This window comes from Shimia sp. R10_1, assembly GCF_017744095.1.
Classification (GTDB): Bacteria; Pseudomonadota; Alphaproteobacteria; order Rhodobacterales; family Rhodobacteraceae; genus Shimia.
In genome coordinates this window covers 396,665-415,873 of record NZ_JAGHQX010000002.1, presented here as the reverse complement: position 1 = coordinate 415,873, position 19,209 = coordinate 396,665, and the positions used below count along the sequence as shown (strand labels likewise).

Genomic DNA, 19,209 nt, shown 5'->3' with positions numbered 1-19,209 from the left:
GTTTTGCCGCTATGTAACCGTTTTTAAAGGCGTTGCTTCCAATATGGTTACCGTGGCATAAGCTTAGAAACATGATAAATTTCCCTCATATTCTGTGCAAGCTTTGGGGGGAGAGGTTGGACAGACGTGGGCCTTTGGGACTCTTACAGAATGCGGTTGCGCCGGCGTCATCGGCTGATGCGGTCTGTGCGCAAAGCACGCGAGCTGAGCCCCGTTCAAAACAACACACATGCCATTCGACCCAACGATATCTTGCTGGTCAGCACCTTTCGCAATGAGTTGGTGCGTTTGCCTTATTTTCTCGAGTATTATCGGAATCTTGGCGTTGATCATTTCCTTTTTGTGGACAATGACAGCGCAGATGGCACGCTGGAGTATCTAAGCGGGCAAGACGATATTTCCGTCTGGCACACCAAACACAGCTATCGGCGCGCCAAATTTGGCATCGACTGGATGAACGGGCTGCAACGCAAATACGCGCATGGGCACTGGTGTCTGGTTGTCGATCCGGATGAGTTTTTTATTTACCCGTTTTGTGACACCCGCCCGATCCGGGCCTTGACGGATTGGCTCGACAATTCTTCGATCCGCAGCTTTGGCGCGATGTTGGTGGACGTATATCCGCGCGGACGCCTGGATCGCACCACCTATCTGCCGGGACAGGATCCGCTGGAGATCGCAAACTGGTTTGATGCCGGCAACTACACGCTTGAGAAAAACCCAGCTTATGGCAACCTCTGGATACAGGGCGGGCCGCGTGCGCGTGTGTTCTTTGCGGACAATCCTAAGAAGGCGCCTGCGCTCAACAAAATCCCGCTGGTCAAATGGAACCGGCGCTATGCCTATGTGAGTTCCACTCATAGCCTGCTGCCGCGTGGGCTTAATCAAGTTTACGACGAATGGGGCGGCGAAAAGGCGAGCGGCGCGCTTCTGCATACAAAATTCCTCAATACGCTTTCTGAAAAAGCCCTCGAAGAGATGGGGCGTGGTCAACACTATGCGAGCTCGCGCGAGTATAAAGCCTATGCTGAGCAGCTGGGCACCCATCCCGAGCTCTGGTGTAAGTGGAGCGAAAAATACATCAACTGGCGCCAGCTTGAGATTCTCGGCCTGATGTCAAAGGGCAATTGGGCGTGAGCGTCGGCATCCTCATGCTGGTGCACACCGCGCTGGACCGCGCGGAACAGGTGGCACGCCATTGGGCCAATGCTGGCTGTCCGGTTGTGATCCATGTCGATAAAAAGGTGCCGCGCAAGACCTATGACCGCTTTGTTGAGGCCTGTTCCGATCACGCCCTGATCGTGTTTTGCAAACGCCACAATTGCGAGTGGGGTATGTGGGGCATTGTGGCGGCGTCTCAGTCCGCGGCTGAACTCATGCTCGAGCGGTTTCATGAGGTCCATCATGTGTACCTGTCGTCAGGGTCGTGCTTGCCGCTGCGCCCTGTGCAGGAGCTGAAGGATTATCTGGCTGCCCGTCGCAGAACAGATTTCATCGAAAGCGCGACAACCTCGGATGTGCCTTGGACCGTTGGCGGACTTGATCGTGAGCGGTTTACGCTGCGCTTCCCATTTTCGTGGAAGAAGCACCGCTACCTGTTTGACAAATGGGTCGATATCCAACGGTTTATCCGTTTCAAACGCCGCATTCCCAAAGGGATCGTGCCACATATGGGCAGCCAGTGGTGGTGCCTGACCCGCCAAACGCTGTCTGCGATTTTGGAAGACCCAGATCGGGAGGTTTTTGACGCGTTTTTCAAACGGGTCTGGATCCCGGATGAAAGCTATTTTCAGACCTTGGTGCGGGTGTACTCCAGCAATGTGGAAAGCCGCTCCCTGACGCTGTCCAAGTTCGATTTTCAGGGCAAGCCGCATATTTTCTATGACGACCATCTGCAATTGTTGCGGCGGTCTGATTGCTTTGTGGCGCGCAAGATCTGGCCCCATGCGGACAAGATTTACAGCGGTTTCCTGCGCGATCCTGATGGGGCCATCAAGATGAGTGAGCCCAACCCGGCAAAGATCGACCGGATCTTTTCAAAGGCCGTAGAGCGGCGCACAAAGGGGCGTCCGGGGCTCTATATGCAGAGCCGTTTTCCCAATGAAGGCTGGGAAAATGGCATGACCTTTGGCCGCTATTCTGTGTTTCACGGCTTTACCGAGCTGTTTGAGGATTTCGAGCCTTGGCTCGCACGCGCCACGGGGACACGTGTGCATGGCCATCTCTATGCCCCAGAGCGGGTTGAGTTTGAGGGCGCTCAAAGGTTCCTCAATGGAGCGCTGAGCGATTCTGCAAAACTCAGAGACTATAACCCGATTGCGTTCCTAACCAATCTGGTGTGGAACACGCGCGGTGAGCGACAGTGTTTTCAGGCGGGGCCGCGTGACGAACATGTGCCGGTCTGGTTCATCGCCAAAGATCCCAACGCACAGGTGTCCGTGATCAGCGGGTCCTGGGCATTGCCCTTGTTCAAATCAAACATGAACTTTGCTGACATTCGCAAAGAAGCGGCTCGGCTGCAAAAAATTGAAAGCGACCAGCTTTTGGCCCTGCGCAGCCCCTATGCCAAAGCGCGCGTGCGGATCTGGTCGCTGGCCGAGTTTATTGAATCTCCGATGGAGCCATTGCAGACAATCATTGACGAGATCGGCACAGATCCCGCCCGTCGTTTGGCGGAAGCGCCCCGGATGACGGATCTGAACGGTTTTGGACAGTTTCTGCAAAATCTGAAAAATCAGGGCATGCATCCTTATCTGATGGGGGATTTTCCGGTCACACAATCGGAAAACACACAGAAAAAACCCCCACGCAAACCCTATTTGGTGCAGTAAATTCCCATGGACCAACGCTTTGACTATTTTGTGGTTTTTGCCGAGATGCGCACGGGCTCTAATTTACTGGAGGCCAACATCAATGAATTTGAAGGCCTGACTTGCCACGGGGAGGCATTCAACCCACATTTCATTGGCTATCCGCGCAAAGAGGACCTTCTTGGTATCACGCTCGAGGCGCGCACTGAGGATCCGATGCAGTTGATCGCGGCGGTGAAGGCCGATCAGGGGGTGGCGGGGTTTCGGTACTTTCATGACCATGACCCTCGCGTCTTGGAGACGATGCTCGCCGATCCACGTTGCGCGAAAATCGTTCTGACCCGCAATCCGCTGGACAGTTACGTCAGCTGGAAAATCGCCAAAGCCACGGGGCAATGGAAACTGACCGATGTGCGTCGTCGCAAAGACAGCACAGTGCAGTTTGATGGCGCTGAGTTCAAACAGCATGTAGAGGCGCTGCAGGCGTTTCAGATACAGATCATGCGGGCTTTGCAGACCAGTGGGCAGACGGCGTTCTATGTGGCCTATGAGGACTTGCAAGACGTTGAGGTGATGAATGGTCTGGCCAAATTTTTGGGCCACGACGCCACGATTGACGCGGTCAACAAGAAGCTGAAGCCGCAGAACCCAGCCGCCTTGTCAGAGAAGGTTGAGAATTTTGCAGAGATCCCGCGTGCCCTCGAAGAGCTTGATCGCTTCAATCTGAGCCGCACCCCTAATTTTGAGCCTCGGCGTGGGGCGGCGGTGCCAAACTATGTGGCCTGTGCGGTGGCGCCACTGCTCTATCTGCCGATCCCGTCCGGCCCGCAAGCAACGGTGACGCATTGGATGGCGGGGCTTGATCACGTGGAGGTGGACGGGCTGATTGGCAACTTCAGTCAAAAGACGCTGCGCCAATGGAAGAAAGCCAACCGACACCACCGCAGTTTTACCGTGGTGCGCCACCCGGTGGCGCGGGTGCATGCGGCGTTCTGTGAGCAGGTTTTGTCGGCAGACGAGGGGATCTACAAGAAGATCCGGCACACATTGCGGCGTGTCTACAAGATGCCGATCCCAAAGGACCCACCCAAGGCAGACTATGATGCAGAGGCGCATCGCGCCGCCTTCTTGGCGTTTCTGAGCTTTGTGAAAGCGAATCTCCTGGGGCAGACAAGCCTGCGCCAGGATGGCCATTGGGGCAGTCAGGCCGTGGCGATGAAAGGATTCGCGAATCTGGCGCTGCCCGACATGGTTGTGCGTGAGAGTGAAATGGAAAGCTATCTGCCCGCTCTGGCCATGCAGGTGGGCCGGTTGGACGCGGCGGACCCGGTCGATGTGGTGCCAGATCATCCGGTGCCTTTGAGCGCCATATATGACGAAGAGATCGAGGCGCTTGTGCAGGACATTTACAAGCGCGACTACATCACTTTCGGCTTCGACCGCTGGCAATAAAAAACGCGCCTTCAGCAAGGGCTGAGGCGCGTGATCTTTGTTTGCAGGGCAGCCTGAAACTCAGGCGGCTTGTACGGTGTCACCCTCAGTCAGAATGGTGAACAGGGTTGCCGGATCCGGGTTGGCCCGCAGTTTGGCGCAGATCGCGCTTTCCCGCAGCTGGCGGGAGACTTTGGCAAGCGCCTTCAGGTGCTCGACGCCGGCCTCTTCCGGGGCAAACAGCGCAAATGCGATGTCGATGGGCTGCCGGTCCACCGCGTTGAAATCAACGGGCTTTTCCAGAAGGATGAAGGCGCCAACCACGCTTTGCAGGCCATCAAACCGTGCGTGTGGCAGTGCCACACCATGGCCCACACCTGTGGGGCCAAGGTTTTCACGCTCTTGCAGCGCTTCAACCACGGTTTGCGCGTTTAACTGATAGGCGGATTCAGCGAGATCGCCAAATTCCTGCAGCAAACGTTTTTTGCTTGAGGCAGCAGTTACCACACGCACTGCCTCTGGCTTGAGGATCGTAGAAAGGTCCATCTTGCCTGTACTCCGGTTCGGACGCTTTGCGCCCTTTCACCTTATGTCTGTGGATCAATCCAGCCAATGTTTCCGTCGTCACGACGGTAGACCACATTCAACCCAGCTTTACCTTCGTTCTTGAAGACCAATACAGGCGCGCCTGAAAGTTCCATCTGCATCACAGCCTCGCCGACGCTCAGAGATGGGATCTTTGTTTCCATCTCGGCAACGATCACAGGTTGTAGCGTTTCTGGCTCTGCCTCATGTTCTTCAGCTTCAGGCGCGAGGATATACGAGGAAGCCCCCGAAAGTTCAACCGGTTCGGCTCTTTCCTTATGGTGATCTTTCAGTCGACGCTTGTAGCGACGCAGTTGTTTGTCCATTTTTTCGGCGCATCCATCAAAGGCTGCGTAGATTTCAGTCGCATGGGCCTTGGCTTGCGCAGTCAGTCCGGTGGACAGGTGTACGGTGGTTTCACACATGTATTCATGTGCGTGTTTTGAAAACGTGATTGTCGCGTCAGTCGGACGGCCGGCGTATTTTTGTAAGACATCGCCAAGTTCGTTTTGGACATGTGTCTGCAACGCATTGCCAACGTCGATGTGTTTTCCGGTGATCTGATAGCGCATCCTGTCTCCTTTTCGATGACATGTCGGACCACGGGCTTTGTGTGCCCGTTATCAGTTAGGTCCGAATGCTGGTAATCGACAAATGCGAACCTTGCTTAAGACCGGGCCTTGAAAGAAAGGCCACCCTGGTATCAGCGGGGGTTTGAGCAAATGTCATACTCAGTATTTGAGTATTCCCAATCGCGAGAGTCAATGATGCAGGTCAAAATTTCGGGTTTTTCAATTTCTAGGATTAAGAAATCTTGAAGTTTTCCCCGAGGTACACGCGACGCACGTTTTCGTTTTCCACAACCTCGTCCGGTGTGCCAGACATCAGCACTTTGCCATCATGCAGGATATAAGCGCGGTCCACGATTTCGAGGGTTTCACGCACATTGTGGTCGGTGATCAAAACGCCAATGCCGCGTTTTTTGAGATCAGCAACCAGATGGCGGATATCGCCGACAGAGATCGGATCAACACCAGCAAAAGGTTCATCGAGCAGCAAATATTTGGGATCCGCCGCCAGACAGCGCGCAATCTCGACACGGCGCCGCTCGCCACCAGAAAGCGCAAGCGCAGGGGCGCGGCGCAGGTGCTCTATGGAAAACTCAGAGAGCAACTCTTCAAGCCGCTCACGGCGCTTGTGGCGGTCACGGTGGGTGATGTCGAGGATCGCGGTGATATTGTCCTCAACAGATAGCCCGCGGAAGATCGACATTTCCTGCGGCAGATACCCGATGCCCAGTTTGGCACGGCGATACATCGGCAAGGTCGTGACATCGCGCCCATCAATGGAGACACGGCCCCCTTCGGGCACCAGGAGGCCAGCGACTGCATAAAACGTGGTGGTTTTACCAGAGCCGTTGGGGCCAAGCAGCGCAACAACTTCGCCGCGTTGAAGCTCCATGGAGAAATCGCGGATCACCACCCGTTTGCGGTACGCCTTGCGCAGGCTTTCAACACGCAGACCAGAGGTGCCTTCGGTGACGGACAGAGTGGGTTTGGCCATGTCTTATTCCGTCTTCAAAACCGTTTTCACGCGCCCTGTCATGCGGGCGGTGTTGTTTTCCAGATTGAGCACCATGCGATCAGCAGAAATCGTGGTTCCGGCCTGATTGACCGTCACGTTCCCGCTCATCACCACATCGCCACTGGCAATGGTGTAGACCGCTTCATTGGCTTCTGCTGCATCCGGGCCCTGTACCAGCAGCACATTGCCCTGTGCCACCAATTTGTCGATGCCGCTGTTGTCTGGCAGATAATGCACGTTCACCTTGTCGGCGGTCATGCGCATGTCGCCCTGAGAGATGTCCACATCGCCCTCAAACACGGCGCTGCCGTCAGATTGATTGACGGAAAGGCTCTCTGCAGTGACTTCGACCGGCAGGCCTGTGTCTTGCTGGCTCTGGCCGAAGCCAAGCTGAAGCCCCTGAGCGGTGCCGACCGCTGGCGTCATCGCCAGGACACTAATCAAGAGCGTGCGGTAAAGAAACACAGGTCACCTCGTTGTCGTTTGCGGCGTGTATACCAGTCGCACACCTTTTGTGAAAAACAAATATATTTCATTGTTTTCGCCCGATGGGCGCAGCGCCATACGGCCCGCTTCCAACTGCCCAAGCGCGCTTTTTGCGGTCACGGTGCCGGCGGTTTCGGCACGGGCTTCTTCCAGTCCGAATGTCATGGCCTGAGTTTCAATTGTGTAGCCCGTGGAGGTCAATATCTCGACTTCGCCATCCAATAACAGCTCTTGAAATCGTCCGTCCATGTCGCCTTCTTTGGCGGTCACCGTGATCTCGGTGCCGCCCTCCATGGTCAGCAGGGCGCCGACGTTCTGAGCGATGAGGCGCGAGCTGTCCTCGGCATCGGGATGCGCAGTTTCTGCCGTCACGGTGATGTCGTGGCCATGATCTGTCTTGCCAGAGAAATAAGGCGCGGTGATCTGACGATCGCGCAGCCTTTTTTCCAGTTCCACCTCCGCAAAGGGAATGGCGCTTTCCAGATCGACTTTCTGGGACACCAGAAACAGCGTCGACAGCAATCCAAGCGCCGCGAGCGGCAGCAGGACCTTCAGCCAGGTCACCAGATTGGAATATGTCAGGCGAATGCGCACGTGGTTTAACCAAGCCCCGCGCGCAGACAGTCGTGAATGTGCAATAGGCCCGCGGGTGCACCGTCGCCTTCAGGATCCACCACAAACAGACAGGTGATTTTGCGCTGGTTCATGATCCCCACCGCCTCTTCTGCCAATGCGCTGGGCGCGATGGTTTGCGGCGCTGCGGTCATGACCTCTGTCGCGGTGCGCTCCAGCAGGCCATCCATATGGCGGCGCAGGTCCCCATCGGTGATGATGCCCAGCAGTTTGCCCGCGTCATTGGTGACCCCAACCACACCAAAGCCTTTCTGGCTGATCTCCAGAAGCGCATCGCTCATGGCGGTGTTCTCAGCGATCACCGGCAAGGCGTCACCGGAATGCATCAGATCCCGCACGCGTGACAGCTGCGCGCCCAGTTTGCCGCCGGGATGGAACTCACGAAAGTTTTCCGGGGTGAAGCGGCGGTGCTCCATCAGCGCCACAGCCAGCGCATCACCCAGCGCAAGCGTCATGGTGGTGGAAGTGGTTGGGACAACACCCGTGCCGCAGGCTTCCTGCGCTTTGGGCAGGATGAGGCCGATATCACTTTGTTTGATCAACGTAGAGTCGGCTCGGCTGGCCACGCCAATGAGCGGAATGTTGAAGCGCCGGGTATAGGCCACAAGGTCGGCCAGCTCAGGTGTTTCGCCGGAGTTGGACAGCACCAGCGCCACATCGCCCTGTGCCATCATCCCCAGATCGCCATGGCTGGCCTCTGCTGGGTGCACAAAATGCGCCGGTGTGCCGGTGGAGGCAAAAGTGGCGGCAATCTTGCGCGCGATATGGCCGGATTTGCCCATCCCCGAAATGATAACGCGCCCTTTGACCGACAGCAGCAACTCAACCGCGTCGCCGATTTCACTGCCAAAGCTTTCGCCCAGCAGGCGCAGCGCGTCGGTCTCGATGGACACCACGCGACGCGCGGTTTCCAGAAAGGTCTGTTTGTCGCCATCCGTCATCAGTGGGATCCTTCAGTGTGCGAAAATGTCTTGCTCGGGCCAACCAGCCAGATCGAGCTTTGCACGTGTGGGCAAGAAGTCAAAACAGGCCTGTGCCATCTCTGTGCGGCCTTCCCGCGCCAGGCGTTCGTTCAGCTTTTCACGCAGGGCATGCAGATACAGCACGTCAGAGGCCGCATAGTCGAGCTGAGCCTCGGACAGGGTTTCGGCCCCCCAGTCGCTCATCTGCTGCTGTTTGGAAATGTCGATCCCCAGCAGTTCCTGCAGCAGGTTCTTGAGGCCATGGCGATCTGTATAGGTGCGCACCAGCTTTGAGGCGATTTTGGTGCAATAGACCGGCGCGGTCAGCGCGCCAAAGGCGTTGTACATCGCGGCGATGTCAAAGCGACCAAAGTGAAACAGCTTCAGAACATTGGGATCTTCGAGCATCTTCTGCAGGTTGGGGGCGCTGGTCTGGCCCTTGGCGACCTGCACCAGATGGGCGTTGCCATCCCCCCCAGACATCTGGATCACGCACAGCCGGTCGCGATGTGGGTTCAGCCCCATGGTTTCACAGTCGATGGCCACGATAGGGCCCAGATCAAGCCCGTCGGGCAGGTCGTTTTGATACAGAAAATTTGCCATGAGTGCCTCGCGTAATCGGATGCCTTGCACTTACGGGTTTCAGGGCGGTGTTTCAATGTTTTGCAGGGTGCGTATTTGGGACCAATGCCGTGATTTGCGATGCGGTGCAGGCGGCCACTGTAGCTTGGCGGCGTTTGGGAACGCATCTTTACGACGGTTTGATGACATCCTAGATAGCAGGTCATGGATTTTCGACCCCCTCTTACCGTTAATGATGAGCTTAAAATGCTCGTGGAAACCCGTGCCCGTGAAGCAGGGCCGCGTGTGGAGCGAATAGAGCAGGGGGGGCAGGTGTTCTGGATCAAACGCCCAGAGAAGCTGGACCTGCGCTACCGTTTGCAAAAGGGCAATCCAGAGACCTCTTTCAGACGTGAGCGCCAAGCCTATCACGACATGAACGCCGTACAGGCGCCTGTGCCGCAGGTGGTGGCGGATGGTCCTGACTTTCTGGTGCTGCCTGATTGCGGCAAAGATTTGCGGCGCCGGCTTGGGGATGCAGGCGACACTGGGGAGGGGCGTGACCTTCTATTGAATGCCAGTCAGTCCCTTGGGGCGTTTCATGCTCTCGGGTTTGCGCATGGACGTCCCAGCCCGAAAGACATGTGCCTGGTGGATGATCAGGTGCTGCTGCTTGATTTTGAGCGCTACCAGGCCAAAAACAACACGCTCAAAGGGCAGGCGCGGGATTTGGTGATCTTTGCGTTCAACGTGGCCGCAAATTCCGCGCACATGCGGGGAAGCCTGGATGAAGCGATGGCCGTATACCGCAGCTCTGCACCTGAAGGGGCTTGGCCGCTGGCACAACAGACCTGTCGGCGGTTGCGCTGGGTGGATTGGGTCACCAAGCCGATCCAGAGGCGCGCAGGCAACAAATCCCGCGAGTTCAAGGCGATCCCATTTGTGCTGGAGTTGTTTCGGACGCACGCCTGAGGGGCGCGCCGGTCGATCACATCGCGAAAAAAACAGGGCCACAAAAGCAAAAAACCCGCGCTGTAGCGCGGCGTTTTTTGTGACCAATTCTTCGTAGAAAAATTGGTGCCCAGAAGAGGACTCGAACCTCCACGTCCATACGGACACTAGCACCTGAAGCTAGCGCGTCTACCAATTCCGCCATCTGGGCACGGGTTGGTGAGGCAGGCATTTAGACCTGTGCGGGGGGGGTGTCAACGCGTTTTTGGAAGTTTTTTGAAAAATATCTCTCCCACCTCGAAATTGTCTGCGGCGGGCCTGAAATGCCGGGTCGTTTGCTTGGGTATTCTTGTCGCGGAGCAGGGGTTGTGACTTGCTGTTGTGAGCCAATCGAGCCAGTATTTCGTAGTAACAGCATAGATTGCACTACGCAGAGCGGAGGAGATCCCATGTCTCAACTTGTTACCATCTTTGGCGGCTCTGGTTTTGTGGGGCGTCACATTGCGCAACGGATGGCCAAAGAGGGCTGGCGGGTGCGCGTGGCGGTGCGTCGCCCCAATGAAGCGATGTTTGTAAAGCCTTACGGTGCGGTTGGGCAGGTAGAGCCCGTGTTCTGCAACATTCGTGACGATGCCTCTGTCAAAGCCGCGATGGAGGGATCGGACGCAGTGGTGAACTGTGTTGGCATCCTGGCCAATCGGGGCAAGAACACCTTTGGCAGCGTTCAGCACGAAGGCGCAGAGCGTATTGCCCGAATTGCGGCCGCTGAGGGCGTGGGGCGCATGGTGCATGTGTCCGCGATTGGGGCGGATGCAGGCAGCGCCAGCCACTATGCGCAATCCAAAGCGCTGGGCGAAGCAGGTGTCTTAAAACACATGCCGGAGGCGATGATCCTGCGCCCTTCGGTGATTTTTGGGCAGGACGATGAATTCTTCAACCGCTTCGCCGCCATGGCGCGCATGGGGCCCATGTTGCCGATCATGGGGGGCAACACCAAGTTTCAGCCGGTGTTTGTGGATGACGTGGCCCAAGCGGCGGTGATGGGCATCAAAGGCGCGGCAAGTGGTCTCTATGAGTTGGGCGGGCCTGAGGTGAAAACCCTGCGCGGCTGGATTGATGAGATGCTTGAGGTGATCCACCGCAAGCGCGCAGTGATCAATCTGCCCTTTGGTGTTGGGCGGCTGATGGCGGGCGGCTTTGGTCTGTTGCAGGCCGTGACCTTTGGGCTTTGGCACAATTCGGTGATCACCGGGGATCAGCTGATCTTGCTGCGCAGTGATAATGTTGTCTCAGAAGGGGCAAAAGGGTTTGAGGCGCTCGGGATTACGCCGCTTGCCCCAGAAGCGGTGCTGGCAGAATATCTGTGGCGGTTCCGCCCCTCCGGGCAATACGACGCAATCAAAGATTCCGCGCGCAACATGAAGATCTGACGAATTTTCGCCCCCTCTGCAGCGTTTTCAAACCAAGAAAGGCGCCCGCAGGCGCCTTTCTTCTGAAGCGGATGGGCCATTCGCTTAGGCCACATCCTCCCAGGTTTCCTCTGCTTCGGTTTCGTCCTGCGAGACGTCGGCGTCATTTGCAACGACCGGGCGCACTTCGCTGAGAATGAACCCATTCACCAGTTGTGACATGGCTTCGGTGTCGCGGCGCATGGAGCTCATCGCGGCTGCGGTCTGTTCCACCATTGCGGCGTTTTCCTGTGTCACGCTGTCGAGCTGCGAGATGCCTTGGGCAATTTCCTTGAGCCCGGCAGATTGTTCTTTGGACGATGAGGCAATTTCAGAGCTCAGGCTGGCCGCATGTTCCACATCTGACACAATCGTACCAAGCGCCGAGCCTGCGCGATCGACAAGATCCACACCGTGTTCCACAAGGTCATTTGTGCCCTGTATCAGCTCGCTGATCTGTTGCGCAGAGTCGGCAGCACGATGCGCGAGGCTGCGCACTTCAGAGGCCACCACAGCAAAGCCGCGGCCCGCATCGCCGGCGCGCGCAGCTTCGACACCTGCGTTGAGCGCAAGCAGGTTGGTCTGAAAGGCGATTTCGTCAATCAAGCCAGAGATGTCAGAGATCTTGGCAGAGGCCTCCGCGATGTCTTTCATGCATTTGACGCTTTCAAACACCACGCTGTGGCCATTGGCGGCATTGGTGCGGGTGGCGGAGACCACGCGATCTGTGTCTGCTGTGGCAGAAGACGAGGCCTGAACGCTGCTGCTGATTTCATCCACTGACAGTGCGGTTTGTTCCAGTGTTGCGGCTTGAGACTCTGTGCGCCGCGCGAGGCTTTCGGTGGAGTCATTGACTTCGCTGGCTGTCAGATCAAGATCGACGGTTGCGTCTTTAATGGTCTTGATAATATCGCGCATCGCGAGCATCAGATGGTTGAAGTCGGTGCGAATGCCATCAAACCGCTCTGGATAGTCGCTGTCTTCAGGGCTTGGGATGGTCTGCGACAGGTCTTTGTTGGCCATACGCCCCATGGCGGCGTTCAGGTGGTTCATCGCACGTTCACGCTCTTCGCGCTGGGCGGTAAAATAGGAATCGATCACCAGGCTGGTGTCGAGTGAGAACGCACGGGTCAGCGCGCCAAGCGCCGCCGAGCGCCGGCCACGATCCCGACGGGGCCAGCGGGTCTTGGTCTTTTTCAACAGAAGATCCTGCAATTGGCTTGAGGCACGCGCATAGCCAGACAGGTACAGCTCAAATGGCAGCTGGATGCGGTAGTGCACCTGGCCAATGATTTCCGCTGATGTGAGATATGCCTGTGCAAAGTCACCGCTTAACAGCATTTCCCAATGCTCTTTCTGGCGCCTTCGTGCGTGGTTCAAAATGTCTTCTGTAGGAAAAAAACGCGCCATTTCCGCGCGATCGGTCGCGAATGCGTAAAAGTCGTCCAACACATCATCAAGGTTTGGGGTGACGATCTTCGCTGCGTATTTAAGGGCGTCCAGATCCGCCCCGGTGAGGGCAAACCTTTCGAGATTTTCTGTGATCGCTGTGTCCATTGTCCGTCTCCGCGTGCTGTCCGTCAGAGAAAAGATCGTTCAACGTGTTAATGATGTATGACGGCATGTCGCAAACAGGCGATCTGCTCAAATTTGTCTTTCGATTTTAAATACTGCGAAAAAAATATATATACTTCAGTATCTTATGGGTTCTGCAGTATAAAATGTTCATTTGGAATACAAATAAGAAATCCGGTTAATGCGCGTCGTCTTTAAAAATAAGGGGATTGCACGCGCCAAGCGCGCACCCGAAACACCGGCGAGAGCCATCCAAAAACTGGATGTTTCTCCGGTCTCGTTTTTCGGGGCGAAATTCACCCTATCCCAAAGTGGTAGGGCCTCAGAAAATATCTCAAATTTTACCGAATGGACGAAATCCCAATGTAACCATATGGTTACTTGGTTGTTTTGTCTTTCAAGGCTTTTTCAATTTCGGCCAAACGACTCAGAACTTCGTCGCGATAGCTGCCGGTTTCCGCTTCTGCTTCGACGTGGTGGGCGTCCTGCATAGAGTTTACCACCAAGCCGACCACGAGGTTGAGCACCACAAATGTCGTCAGCAGGATAAACGGCACAAAGAACATCCAGGCGTAGGGGTACACTTCCATCACCGGGCGCACGATGCCCATGGACCAGCTCTCCAGCGTCATGATCTGAAACAGCGAATAGCCGGATTTGCCCAACGTGCCGAACCAGTCGGGGAAGGCGGCGCCGAACAGTTTTGTGGCCATGACCGCGCCGATATAGAAGATCAGCGCCATCAGCAGAAAGACCGAGCCCATACCAGGCAACGCGTTGATCAGCCCTTCGATCACACGCCGCAGCGACGGGGCGACAGAGACAACGCGCAACAAGCGCAGGATGCGCAGTGCCCGCAAGACGGCCAGCCCTTGTGCCGCTGGCACCAGTGCGACAGCGACAATCACAAAGTCAAAGAGGTTCCAGCCATCTGAGAAAAAGCGCCCTCGCTGCACATAGAGCTTGGCCGCGATCTCTGCGACAAAGATGGCCAGACACACCCCATCCAGAGTGATCAACAACGGCCCGATGGCGCCCATCAGCGGCTTGGATGTTTCCAGCCCAAGAATGACGGCATTGAAGAGGATCACGCCGAGAATGGCGTTGCGAAAGGCTGGGCGCTCAATGAAGGCGCCAATGGTGTCGCGAAGGCTCATATAGGTTGTCTCAAAGTTGCATGCGAAGGCTGTCCCGCGCTTTCATATGGGAGGGGCGTGGGGTTTCGCAACCCGCACGCCCCCATGGCACCGCTGAAAGCCCGCGCTACGGCTTCCAGCCCGGAGGACCAAACAGGCGGCCAAACAGCTCGCGTCCTGACTTGGCGCGGGTGATGTCGCGCCACAGCGCCGGCAGTTCAGAGAACCAGACCTTCACCGGGTTCTGGCTGTCAAAATCGGTGGTCAGCCCATAGCGCGGGCGTTCTTCTTCCACCTGAAAGCTGCCAAACAGGCGGTCCCAGATGATCAGGATACCAGCATAGTTCTTGTCGATGTATTTGTCGTCACAGCCGTGGTGAACCCGGTGGTGGGATGGCGTGTTCAGGATCCATTCCAGCGGGCCAAGTTTGCCGATCAGTTCCGTATGCAGCCAAGTCTGGTACGCCAGCACCAGAACCACGGAGCCCAACACCACATCCGGGCTGAAACCAACCAGTACCATGGGAATATGGGCGATGAACGACCACAGGCTTTCCAGCGGGCCAAAACGTATGGCGGTGACGATATTATAGTCTCGACTGGAGTGGTGCACGGCGTGTTGGGTCCACAACAGGCGCACCCGGTGGGCGATGCGATGCTCCCAATAATAGGTGAGGTCCGCAAGCAGAATGGCGGCCACAATCCACGGCCAAGTCGTGGGCAGATGCCAGCTCACCACTGTGTCGCTGAACACATAAAGCCCCACGTAAAGCGCCGTCATCATGCTGGCTTCCACCAGAATGTAAGGCACCTGCGTGGACGCACTGGCCAGCATTTCAAGCCAGGTTTTGCCTTTGAGCGCCCCTTTGAACCAGGCCTCCGCGATTTCGATCACCAGAATGGCGATGCCGATGATGAAAAACACCTCATCCACTTGTTGGGCGAGCTCCATAAAGCGTTCAGGCAGCATCATTTGCCTCCTTTTGTGTCGGTGGTCAGGCCGGATGTGAGGGTACGCCACGCCAGCGCGGCAGCCTCTTGGGCTGTGACGTCGCCGTCGCGCACCACGGTCCAGGCGGCATAGGTGAGCGTTTCATAAGCCTGCACAATCCAGGCGGTGGGCACCGCGGCGTCAAAGCCGCCTTCTGCCTTGGCGGCCTTCACCGCCTCTGCCAGCTCCTCAAGCTGCCGGGTGTAGGCCGCGAGCACCTCCGGCACATGATCCAGTGGCTCATTGGCAAGAAACATCTGCCGGTCTGCCAGCGGGATCATGGCCTCAAAGCTGAGCCGGAGCGCCTCTGTATGGCTGTCTGCATCCTGTGTTTTGGCCTCAATCGCAGCGTCAAGTTCCTTCATGGCGGCAATGGCGAGCGCGGCCATCAGCTCGTCGCGCCCTTTGAAATGTCGGTGCAGTGTCGCGCGGCCGATCCCGGCCGCATCTGCCACATCCTGCAACGTGGCTGTGGGGGTTGCGGAAAAGACGGCAAAGCCCGCCTCGATGATTTTGGAGTGTGTTCCATGTGTCATGAGACAAAGATGTCTCATTTTTTCGGAAATTCAAGAGGCAGGCTGAAAATGCGCAATTTTCGGGTCGCTTGCGTTTTTTGCAGCGCCTAGGGTGTCCGCAGAAGAGGAGATCCGCCATGAACGACATGAGCGAAGGCTACCACTACAATGTCATGCGCCGTGCAATTGAGCTGATCGATCAGGCTGGCGAAACCATGCCTCTGGAGCAGCTCTCGCAGGAAATGGGGATGAGCCCGGCACATTTTCAGCGGCTGTTCACGCGCTGGGCCGGGGTCTCCCCCAAGCGGTTTCAGCAATATCTGACATTGGGCCACGCCAAAGCCCTGCTGCATGAGCATTTCACCACGCTGGACACCGCCAATTCGGTTGGCTTGTCAGGCTCCGGCCGCCTGCATGATCTCTTCCTGCGCTGGGAGGCGATGAGTCCGGGTGAATATGCCAAACGCGGCGCGGGACTGACAATCTACTGGGGCTGGTTTGACAGCCCGTTTGGCCTTTCGCTGGTGACAGGCACCGAAAAAGGCATCTGCGGCATTGGCTTTGCAGCTGAGATGGGAGAGGCGGAAACCATCGAAGATCTGTTTTCACGCTGGCCCAAGGCCAATTTTGTCGAAGACCCAATGTTTCTGCGCCCCTGGGTGCTGGCCGCCTATCAGGCCGAGCGTGCCGAGCTTGATAAAGTGCCAGTCTATATGATCGGCTCGGCGCTGCAGATCAAAGTCTGGGAGGCGCTGATGCGCATCCCTTCGGGCGAGGTCACCACCTATTCCGAAATTGCCCGTGTGATCGGCAATCCCAAAGCGGTGCGTGCGGTGGGTACGGCGGTGGGGCGCAATCCGGTGAGCTGGCTCATTCCCTGCCATCGCGCAATGCGCAAATCCGGTGGCCTTGGCGGCTATCACTGGGGCGTGCCGGTGAAACGCGCCCTGCTGGCATATGAAAGCGCGCGCGCAGAAGCCTGAGCACTGGGGTAAAGACCCATCACAAAGCGGGGATTTCGGCGTCTATTTGCCGACATCGGGCGGCAAAACGCTTGGGCGAGCCTGCGCGATAGCTTATACAGAGGCCAACAGCCGGAAAACCGGCGGCTAAGTTAAATATTGAGGCTTTGATATGCAAAAAATTACTCTGTCCTGCTGTGCGCTGTCTTTGGTGGCTTTGGCCGCCTGTACCGATCCCAACTATGTGACTGGTGCAGGCACCGATCCCAACCGGCAAACCAAAAGCGGCGCGATCATTGGCGGCATTCTGGGCGCGGGCCTTGCGGCTGCGACAGACAACAACGCCGCTGTGGGCGCAGCTGTAGGGGCGGGCGTGGGCGCGCTGATTGGCAACGAACTCGACAAGCAGGAAGCAGAGTTGCGCGCACAATTGGACAGTGACGTACGCATCGAAAACACCGGTGACCGCCTGATCCTGACCATGCCGCAGGACATTCTGTTCGCTGTGGACAGCGTCGAGGTAAGCCCGAGCCTTCAGGATGATCTGGCCAAAGTGGCAAAGAGCCTTGAAGCCTATCCAAATTCCACCGTGCAAATTCTGGGGCACACCGACAACACTGGCGCGGCCAGCTATAACCAGACCTTGTCGGAACGCCGTGCCAACGCGGTTGCGGATGTGCTCTTGAACAATGGTATCCCCTTTGGCCGCATCGATGCGATTGGCCGCGGTGAGGATCAGCCGATTGCCTCCAACCTCGATGAGGCGGGCCGTCGCCAGAACCGTCGTGTGGAAATCGTGATCCTACCGACCAGCGCGTAAACGCGGCTCTGCGCATACGCACAGAAAATGTTTGAAAGGCGTCGTTTGTAAACGGCGCCTTTTTGCCTACCTTGTGTCTGTGTGAACAAGGAGGATGATCATGCCCCATAAACTGCTTGGCCTGTCTGGCGCGCTGCGCACGGGCTCGACCAACCGGCTTCTGCTGCGCGAAGCGGCACGCCTGTATGGTGCCACGGACTATGTTGAGGCGGATCTCAACCTGCCGCTTTATGACGGGGATCTGGAGAGCGAAAGCGGCCTGCCCGAAGGCGTGAATACGCTTGTGGCGCAGATCGCAGAGGCCGATGCGCTGCTGATCTCCACGCCGGAGTATAACGCGGGTGTCACCGGCGTTCTGAAAAACGCCTTGGATTGGATCAGTCGCCACTCTGAGAAGCCAATGGTCGGCAAACCCACGGCCCTGATGAGCGCGGCGGCGGGGCGGGCAGGCGGTGTGCGTGCCCAAACCATGTTGCGCAGCTGTCTGGTGGCCTTTCGCCCCCGCATCACATTGGCCCCGGAATTTGGTCTGGCCAATAGCAGCAATGAGTTTGATGCCGACGGTCGACTGATGAGCGAGCACTACACTGCCTCGCTCACCACGCTGATGGATACGCTCAAAGCGGATGTTGCGCGCGGACAGTAAACACCTACAGCGAGGCTTCAGGGCGGAAGGCGTCAGGCACGGCGTCTTTGCCCTCAAGCACCAGATCCGCCATCACTTCCCCCGCTTTTGGCCCCATGCCAAAGCCGATTTTAAAGCCCCCATTGGCGATGAATTCTCCACTGCGGATGGGGTGTTCCCCCAGCATCGGCGCACGGCTTTTGGCGCGCGGGCGCACCCCGGCCCAGCGCTCGATCACCTCAGCCTCTTTCAGCGCAGGCACCGCCGCATAGGCGCGCGCCAGAACCGCATCAAGTTGCGCATCGGTGCTGGTTGGGTTGTCAAAATCGCGCTCGCTGGTGGAGCCAATTGCCACCGTGCCATCCGCATGGGGCACGATATGCACCGCATCGGCAAAGAGCTGCGGCGCTTTTGATTGGTCCAGCCGCAACAGCGCCGCCTGACCTTTGACGCCATTGCCGACCGCTTTGCCCATCTCGTCTGACAGCGCCAGCAAGCCTTCATAACCCGTGGCCCAGACCACTTTGCCCTCAGGCGTGGCCTCTTTGGTGATCTCGGCACCCTTCGCGATGAGCGCGGCAGCCAGTGCTGCACAGGCGCGGCGCGGGAACATGCGGCCGGTCAGCGTGTCGTGAATGAGCCAGCCGGTGGGGCTGATCGGGGCCCAATCGCCAAGGCTGTCTTGCGGCACAATCGCCCAGATGGCTTTGCCCTGCCAAAGTTCCTTGGCGCTTTCGGCGCGGGCCTTGGCCAGTGTCAGCGCGTGCGCGTCGCGGATCGGCTGAATGCGCCCAGTGCGGCCATAGCCCGCAGTCACGCCACCTGCGGCCTCGACCTCCGCCCACCAGCTCTCTGCCATGATCAGGCTCTCAAATTGAAAGGCCTTTTTGACGTTCCAATTCTCCGGCGTATGCGGAGCCAGCGCGCCCACCAGCCCCCCGCTTGCACCTGCGCCCACGCCATTTGGGTCAATCACCCGCACCTTGGCGCCGCGTTTTGCACAGGCCCAGGCCACCGACAGCCCAAAAGCGCCCGCGCCCATCACCGTTACATCCACCATGGTTCCGTCCTTGTCTGTGTTGAAGCCCATTGCCAAAGCGCGCGTTTGTGGTCAAATGCCGCGCACACCTCCAT

At 57.4% G+C, this 19,209-nt stretch carries 20 protein-coding genes and 1 tRNA gene; 8 read left to right on the top strand and 13 right to left on the bottom strand.

The genetic code is table 11. From position 1 onward, the window contains the following. Window positions 1-150 precede the first annotated feature (150 nt). Genes J7413_RS06410 through J7413_RS06400 form a run of 3 tightly spaced genes read left to right on the top strand, consistent with a single transcriptional unit; the run spans window position 151 to window position 4,262 of the window. Complete coding sequence (locus J7413_RS06410) at window positions 151-1,137, top strand: glycosyltransferase family 2 protein (protein WP_209097226.1); 987 nt, start codon at window positions 151-153, stop codon at window positions 1,135-1,137. Then, window positions 1,134-2,831, top strand: a complete 1,698-nt coding sequence (locus tag J7413_RS06405) for a beta-1,6-N-acetylglucosaminyltransferase (protein ID WP_209097225.1) — start codon at window positions 1,134-1,136, stop codon at window positions 2,829-2,831. Before J7413_RS06410 ends, J7413_RS06405 begins: the two co-directional genes overlap by 4 nt. Window positions 2,832-2,837: 6 nt before the next feature. After that, a complete protein-coding gene (locus J7413_RS06400) occupies window positions 2,838-4,262 on the top strand; it encodes a sulfotransferase family 2 domain-containing protein (RefSeq protein WP_209097224.1) in 1,425 nt (474 codons plus the stop codon). 60 nt (window positions 4,263-4,322) lie between these two features. On the opposite strand, the gene J7413_RS06395 is transcribed toward J7413_RS06400, so the two are convergent. The 7 genes from J7413_RS06395 to J7413_RS06365 all read right to left on the bottom strand — a co-directional run bounded on the left by J7413_RS06395 (window position 4,323) and on the right by J7413_RS06365 (window position 9,094). Next, window positions 4,323-4,787, bottom strand: a complete 465-nt coding sequence (locus J7413_RS06395) for a PTS sugar transporter subunit IIA (protein ID WP_209097223.1) — start codon at window positions 4,785-4,787, stop codon at window positions 4,323-4,325. A gap of 41 nt (window positions 4,788-4,828) precedes the next feature. Beyond that, entirely contained in the window at window positions 4,829-5,398 is a 570-nt protein-coding gene (raiA, locus tag J7413_RS06390) for a ribosome-associated translation inhibitor RaiA (RefSeq protein WP_209097222.1), read from the bottom strand. Between the two features lie 232 nt (window positions 5,399-5,630). Then, the gene (lptB, locus tag J7413_RS06385; protein ID WP_209097221.1) at window positions 5,631-6,389 is read right to left on the bottom strand and encodes an LPS export ABC transporter ATP-binding protein; all 759 of its coding nucleotides are present in this window, start codon (window positions 6,387-6,389) and stop codon (window positions 5,631-5,633) included. A gap of 3 nt (window positions 6,390-6,392) precedes the next feature. Further along, window positions 6,393-6,836 carry a lipopolysaccharide transport periplasmic protein LptA gene (gene lptA, locus J7413_RS06380; protein WP_209097220.1) on the bottom strand — a complete coding sequence of 148 codons (444 nt, stop codon included), beginning with the start codon at window positions 6,834-6,836 and terminating at the stop codon, window positions 6,393-6,395. 42 nt (window positions 6,837-6,878) lie between these two features. Further along, window positions 6,879-7,490: an LPS export ABC transporter periplasmic protein LptC gene (lptC, locus tag J7413_RS20705; RefSeq protein ID WP_209097219.1), complete on the bottom strand. Its 612-nt coding sequence runs from the start codon at window positions 7,488-7,490 to the stop codon at window positions 6,879-6,881. A gap of 5 nt (window positions 7,491-7,495) precedes the next feature. Then, complete coding sequence (locus tag J7413_RS06370; protein WP_209097218.1) at window positions 7,496-8,470, bottom strand: KpsF/GutQ family sugar-phosphate isomerase; 975 nt, start codon at window positions 8,468-8,470, stop codon at window positions 7,496-7,498. A gap of 12 nt (window positions 8,471-8,482) precedes the next feature. Beyond that, entirely contained in the window at window positions 8,483-9,094 is a 612-nt protein-coding gene (locus J7413_RS06365; protein ID WP_209097217.1) for a ribonuclease D, read from the bottom strand. A 225-nt stretch (window positions 9,095-9,319) separates the two neighbouring features. Between J7413_RS06365 and J7413_RS06360 the strand changes: the two genes are divergently transcribed. Beyond that, window positions 9,320-10,024, top strand: coding sequence for a hypothetical protein (locus tag J7413_RS06360; protein WP_209097216.1), 705 nt, complete (start codon window positions 9,320-9,322; stop codon window positions 10,022-10,024). Between the two features lie 103 nt (window positions 10,025-10,127). Here the strand turns inward: J7413_RS06360 and J7413_RS06355 are convergent. Further along, window positions 10,128-10,214 (bottom strand) — tRNA-Leu (locus tag J7413_RS06355). Between the two features lie 238 nt (window positions 10,215-10,452). Here J7413_RS06355 and J7413_RS06350 point away from each other — a divergent pair. Continuing rightward, the gene (locus J7413_RS06350; RefSeq protein ID WP_209097215.1) at window positions 10,453-11,433 is read left to right on the top strand and encodes a complex I NDUFA9 subunit family protein; all 981 of its coding nucleotides are present in this window, start codon (window positions 10,453-10,455) and stop codon (window positions 11,431-11,433) included. A gap of 84 nt (window positions 11,434-11,517) precedes the next feature. Here J7413_RS06350 and J7413_RS06345 read toward each other — a convergent pair whose 3' ends face one another. From J7413_RS06345 to J7413_RS06330, 4 genes are all read right to left on the bottom strand, one after another. Then, the gene (locus tag J7413_RS06345; protein WP_209097214.1) at window positions 11,518-13,008 is read right to left on the bottom strand and encodes a globin-coupled sensor protein; all 1,491 of its coding nucleotides are present in this window, start codon (window positions 13,006-13,008) and stop codon (window positions 11,518-11,520) included. A gap of 395 nt (window positions 13,009-13,403) precedes the next feature. Next, window positions 13,404-14,183 carry an ion transporter gene (locus tag J7413_RS06340; protein WP_209097213.1) on the bottom strand — a complete coding sequence of 260 codons (780 nt, stop codon included), beginning with the start codon at window positions 14,181-14,183 and terminating at the stop codon, window positions 13,404-13,406. 106 nt (window positions 14,184-14,289) lie between these two features. After that, window positions 14,290-15,132 (bottom strand): sterol desaturase family protein, encoded by an 843-nt coding sequence (locus J7413_RS06335; RefSeq protein WP_209097212.1) that lies wholly within the window; start codon window positions 15,130-15,132, stop codon window positions 14,290-14,292. Continuing rightward, complete coding sequence (locus J7413_RS06330; protein WP_209097211.1) at window positions 15,132-15,689, bottom strand: TetR/AcrR family transcriptional regulator; 558 nt, start codon at window positions 15,687-15,689, stop codon at window positions 15,132-15,134. Before J7413_RS06330 ends, J7413_RS06335 begins: the two co-directional genes overlap by 1 nt. A gap of 116 nt (window positions 15,690-15,805) precedes the next feature. Between J7413_RS06330 and J7413_RS06325 the strand changes: the two genes are divergently transcribed. From J7413_RS06325 to J7413_RS06315, 3 genes are all read left to right on the top strand, one after another. Beyond that, a complete protein-coding gene (locus tag J7413_RS06325; protein ID WP_247743354.1) occupies window positions 15,806-16,651 on the top strand; it encodes a bifunctional helix-turn-helix domain-containing protein/methylated-DNA--[protein]-cysteine S-methyltransferase in 846 nt (281 codons plus the stop codon). Between the two features lie 151 nt (window positions 16,652-16,802). Then, the gene (locus J7413_RS06320) at window positions 16,803-17,450 is read left to right on the top strand and encodes an OmpA family protein (protein WP_209097210.1); all 648 of its coding nucleotides are present in this window, start codon (window positions 16,803-16,805) and stop codon (window positions 17,448-17,450) included. Between the two features lie 100 nt (window positions 17,451-17,550). Beyond that, window positions 17,551-18,096 carry an NAD(P)H-dependent oxidoreductase gene (locus J7413_RS06315; RefSeq protein ID WP_247743353.1) on the top strand — a complete coding sequence of 182 codons (546 nt, stop codon included), beginning with the start codon at window positions 17,551-17,553 and terminating at the stop codon, window positions 18,094-18,096. Between the two features lie 4 nt (window positions 18,097-18,100). Here J7413_RS06315 and J7413_RS06310 read toward each other — a convergent pair whose 3' ends face one another. After that, entirely contained in the window at window positions 18,101-19,135 is a 1,035-nt protein-coding gene (locus tag J7413_RS06310) for an FAD-dependent oxidoreductase (RefSeq protein WP_209097208.1), read from the bottom strand. Window positions 19,136-19,209 lie beyond the last annotated feature (74 nt).

What these genes read in the sequence shown, in the direction of transcription:
- J7413_RS06365 (WP_209097217.1), bottom strand. Translation starts at nt 9,094, where the DNA reads ATGGCAAATTTTCTGTATCAAAACGACCTGCCCGACGGGCTTGATCTG.
- J7413_RS06330 (WP_209097211.1), bottom strand. Translation starts at nt 15,689, where the DNA reads ATGACACATGGAACACACTCCAAAATCATCGAGGCGGGCTTTGCCGTC.
- J7413_RS06345 (WP_209097214.1), bottom strand. Translation starts at nt 13,008, where the DNA reads ATGGACACAGCGATCACAGAAAATCTCGAAAGGTTTGCCCTCACCGGG.
- lptA (WP_209097220.1), bottom strand. Translation starts at nt 6,836, where the DNA reads ATGACGCCAGCGGTCGGCACCGCTCAGGGGCTTCAGCTTGGCTTCGGC.
- J7413_RS06395 (WP_209097223.1), bottom strand. Translation starts at nt 4,787, where the DNA reads ATGGACCTTTCTACGATCCTCAAGCCAGAGGCAGTGCGTGTGGTAACT.
- J7413_RS06410 (WP_209097226.1), top strand. Translation starts at nt 151, where the DNA reads ATGCGGTTGCGCCGGCGTCATCGGCTGATGCGGTCTGTGCGCAAAGCA.
- J7413_RS06310 (WP_209097208.1), bottom strand. Translation starts at nt 19,135, where the DNA reads ATGGTGGATGTAACGGTGATGGGCGCGGGCGCTTTTGGGCTGTCGGTG.
- J7413_RS06335 (WP_209097212.1), bottom strand. Translation starts at nt 15,132, where the DNA reads ATGCTGCCTGAACGCTTTATGGAGCTCGCCCAACAAGTGGATGAGGTG.
- J7413_RS06315 (WP_247743353.1), top strand. Translation starts at nt 17,551, where the DNA reads ATGCCCCATAAACTGCTTGGCCTGTCTGGCGCGCTGCGCACGGGCTCG.
- J7413_RS06325 (WP_247743354.1), top strand. Translation starts at nt 15,806, where the DNA reads ATGAACGACATGAGCGAAGGCTACCACTACAATGTCATGCGCCGTGCA.
- J7413_RS06350 (WP_209097215.1), top strand. Translation starts at nt 10,453, where the DNA reads ATGTCTCAACTTGTTACCATCTTTGGCGGCTCTGGTTTTGTGGGGCGT.
- J7413_RS06340 (WP_209097213.1), bottom strand. Translation starts at nt 14,183, where the DNA reads ATGAGCCTTCGCGACACCATTGGCGCCTTCATTGAGCGCCCAGCCTTT.
- J7413_RS06360 (WP_209097216.1), top strand. Translation starts at nt 9,320, where the DNA reads ATGCTCGTGGAAACCCGTGCCCGTGAAGCAGGGCCGCGTGTGGAGCGA.
- raiA (WP_209097222.1), bottom strand. Translation starts at nt 5,398, where the DNA reads ATGCGCTATCAGATCACCGGAAAACACATCGACGTTGGCAATGCGTTG.
- J7413_RS06370 (WP_209097218.1), bottom strand. Translation starts at nt 8,470, where the DNA reads ATGACGGATGGCGACAAACAGACCTTTCTGGAAACCGCGCGTCGCGTG.
- J7413_RS06400 (WP_209097224.1), top strand. Translation starts at nt 2,838, where the DNA reads ATGGACCAACGCTTTGACTATTTTGTGGTTTTTGCCGAGATGCGCACG.
- J7413_RS06320 (WP_209097210.1), top strand. Translation starts at nt 16,803, where the DNA reads ATGCAAAAAATTACTCTGTCCTGCTGTGCGCTGTCTTTGGTGGCTTTG.
- lptB (WP_209097221.1), bottom strand. Translation starts at nt 6,389, where the DNA reads ATGGCCAAACCCACTCTGTCCGTCACCGAAGGCACCTCTGGTCTGCGT.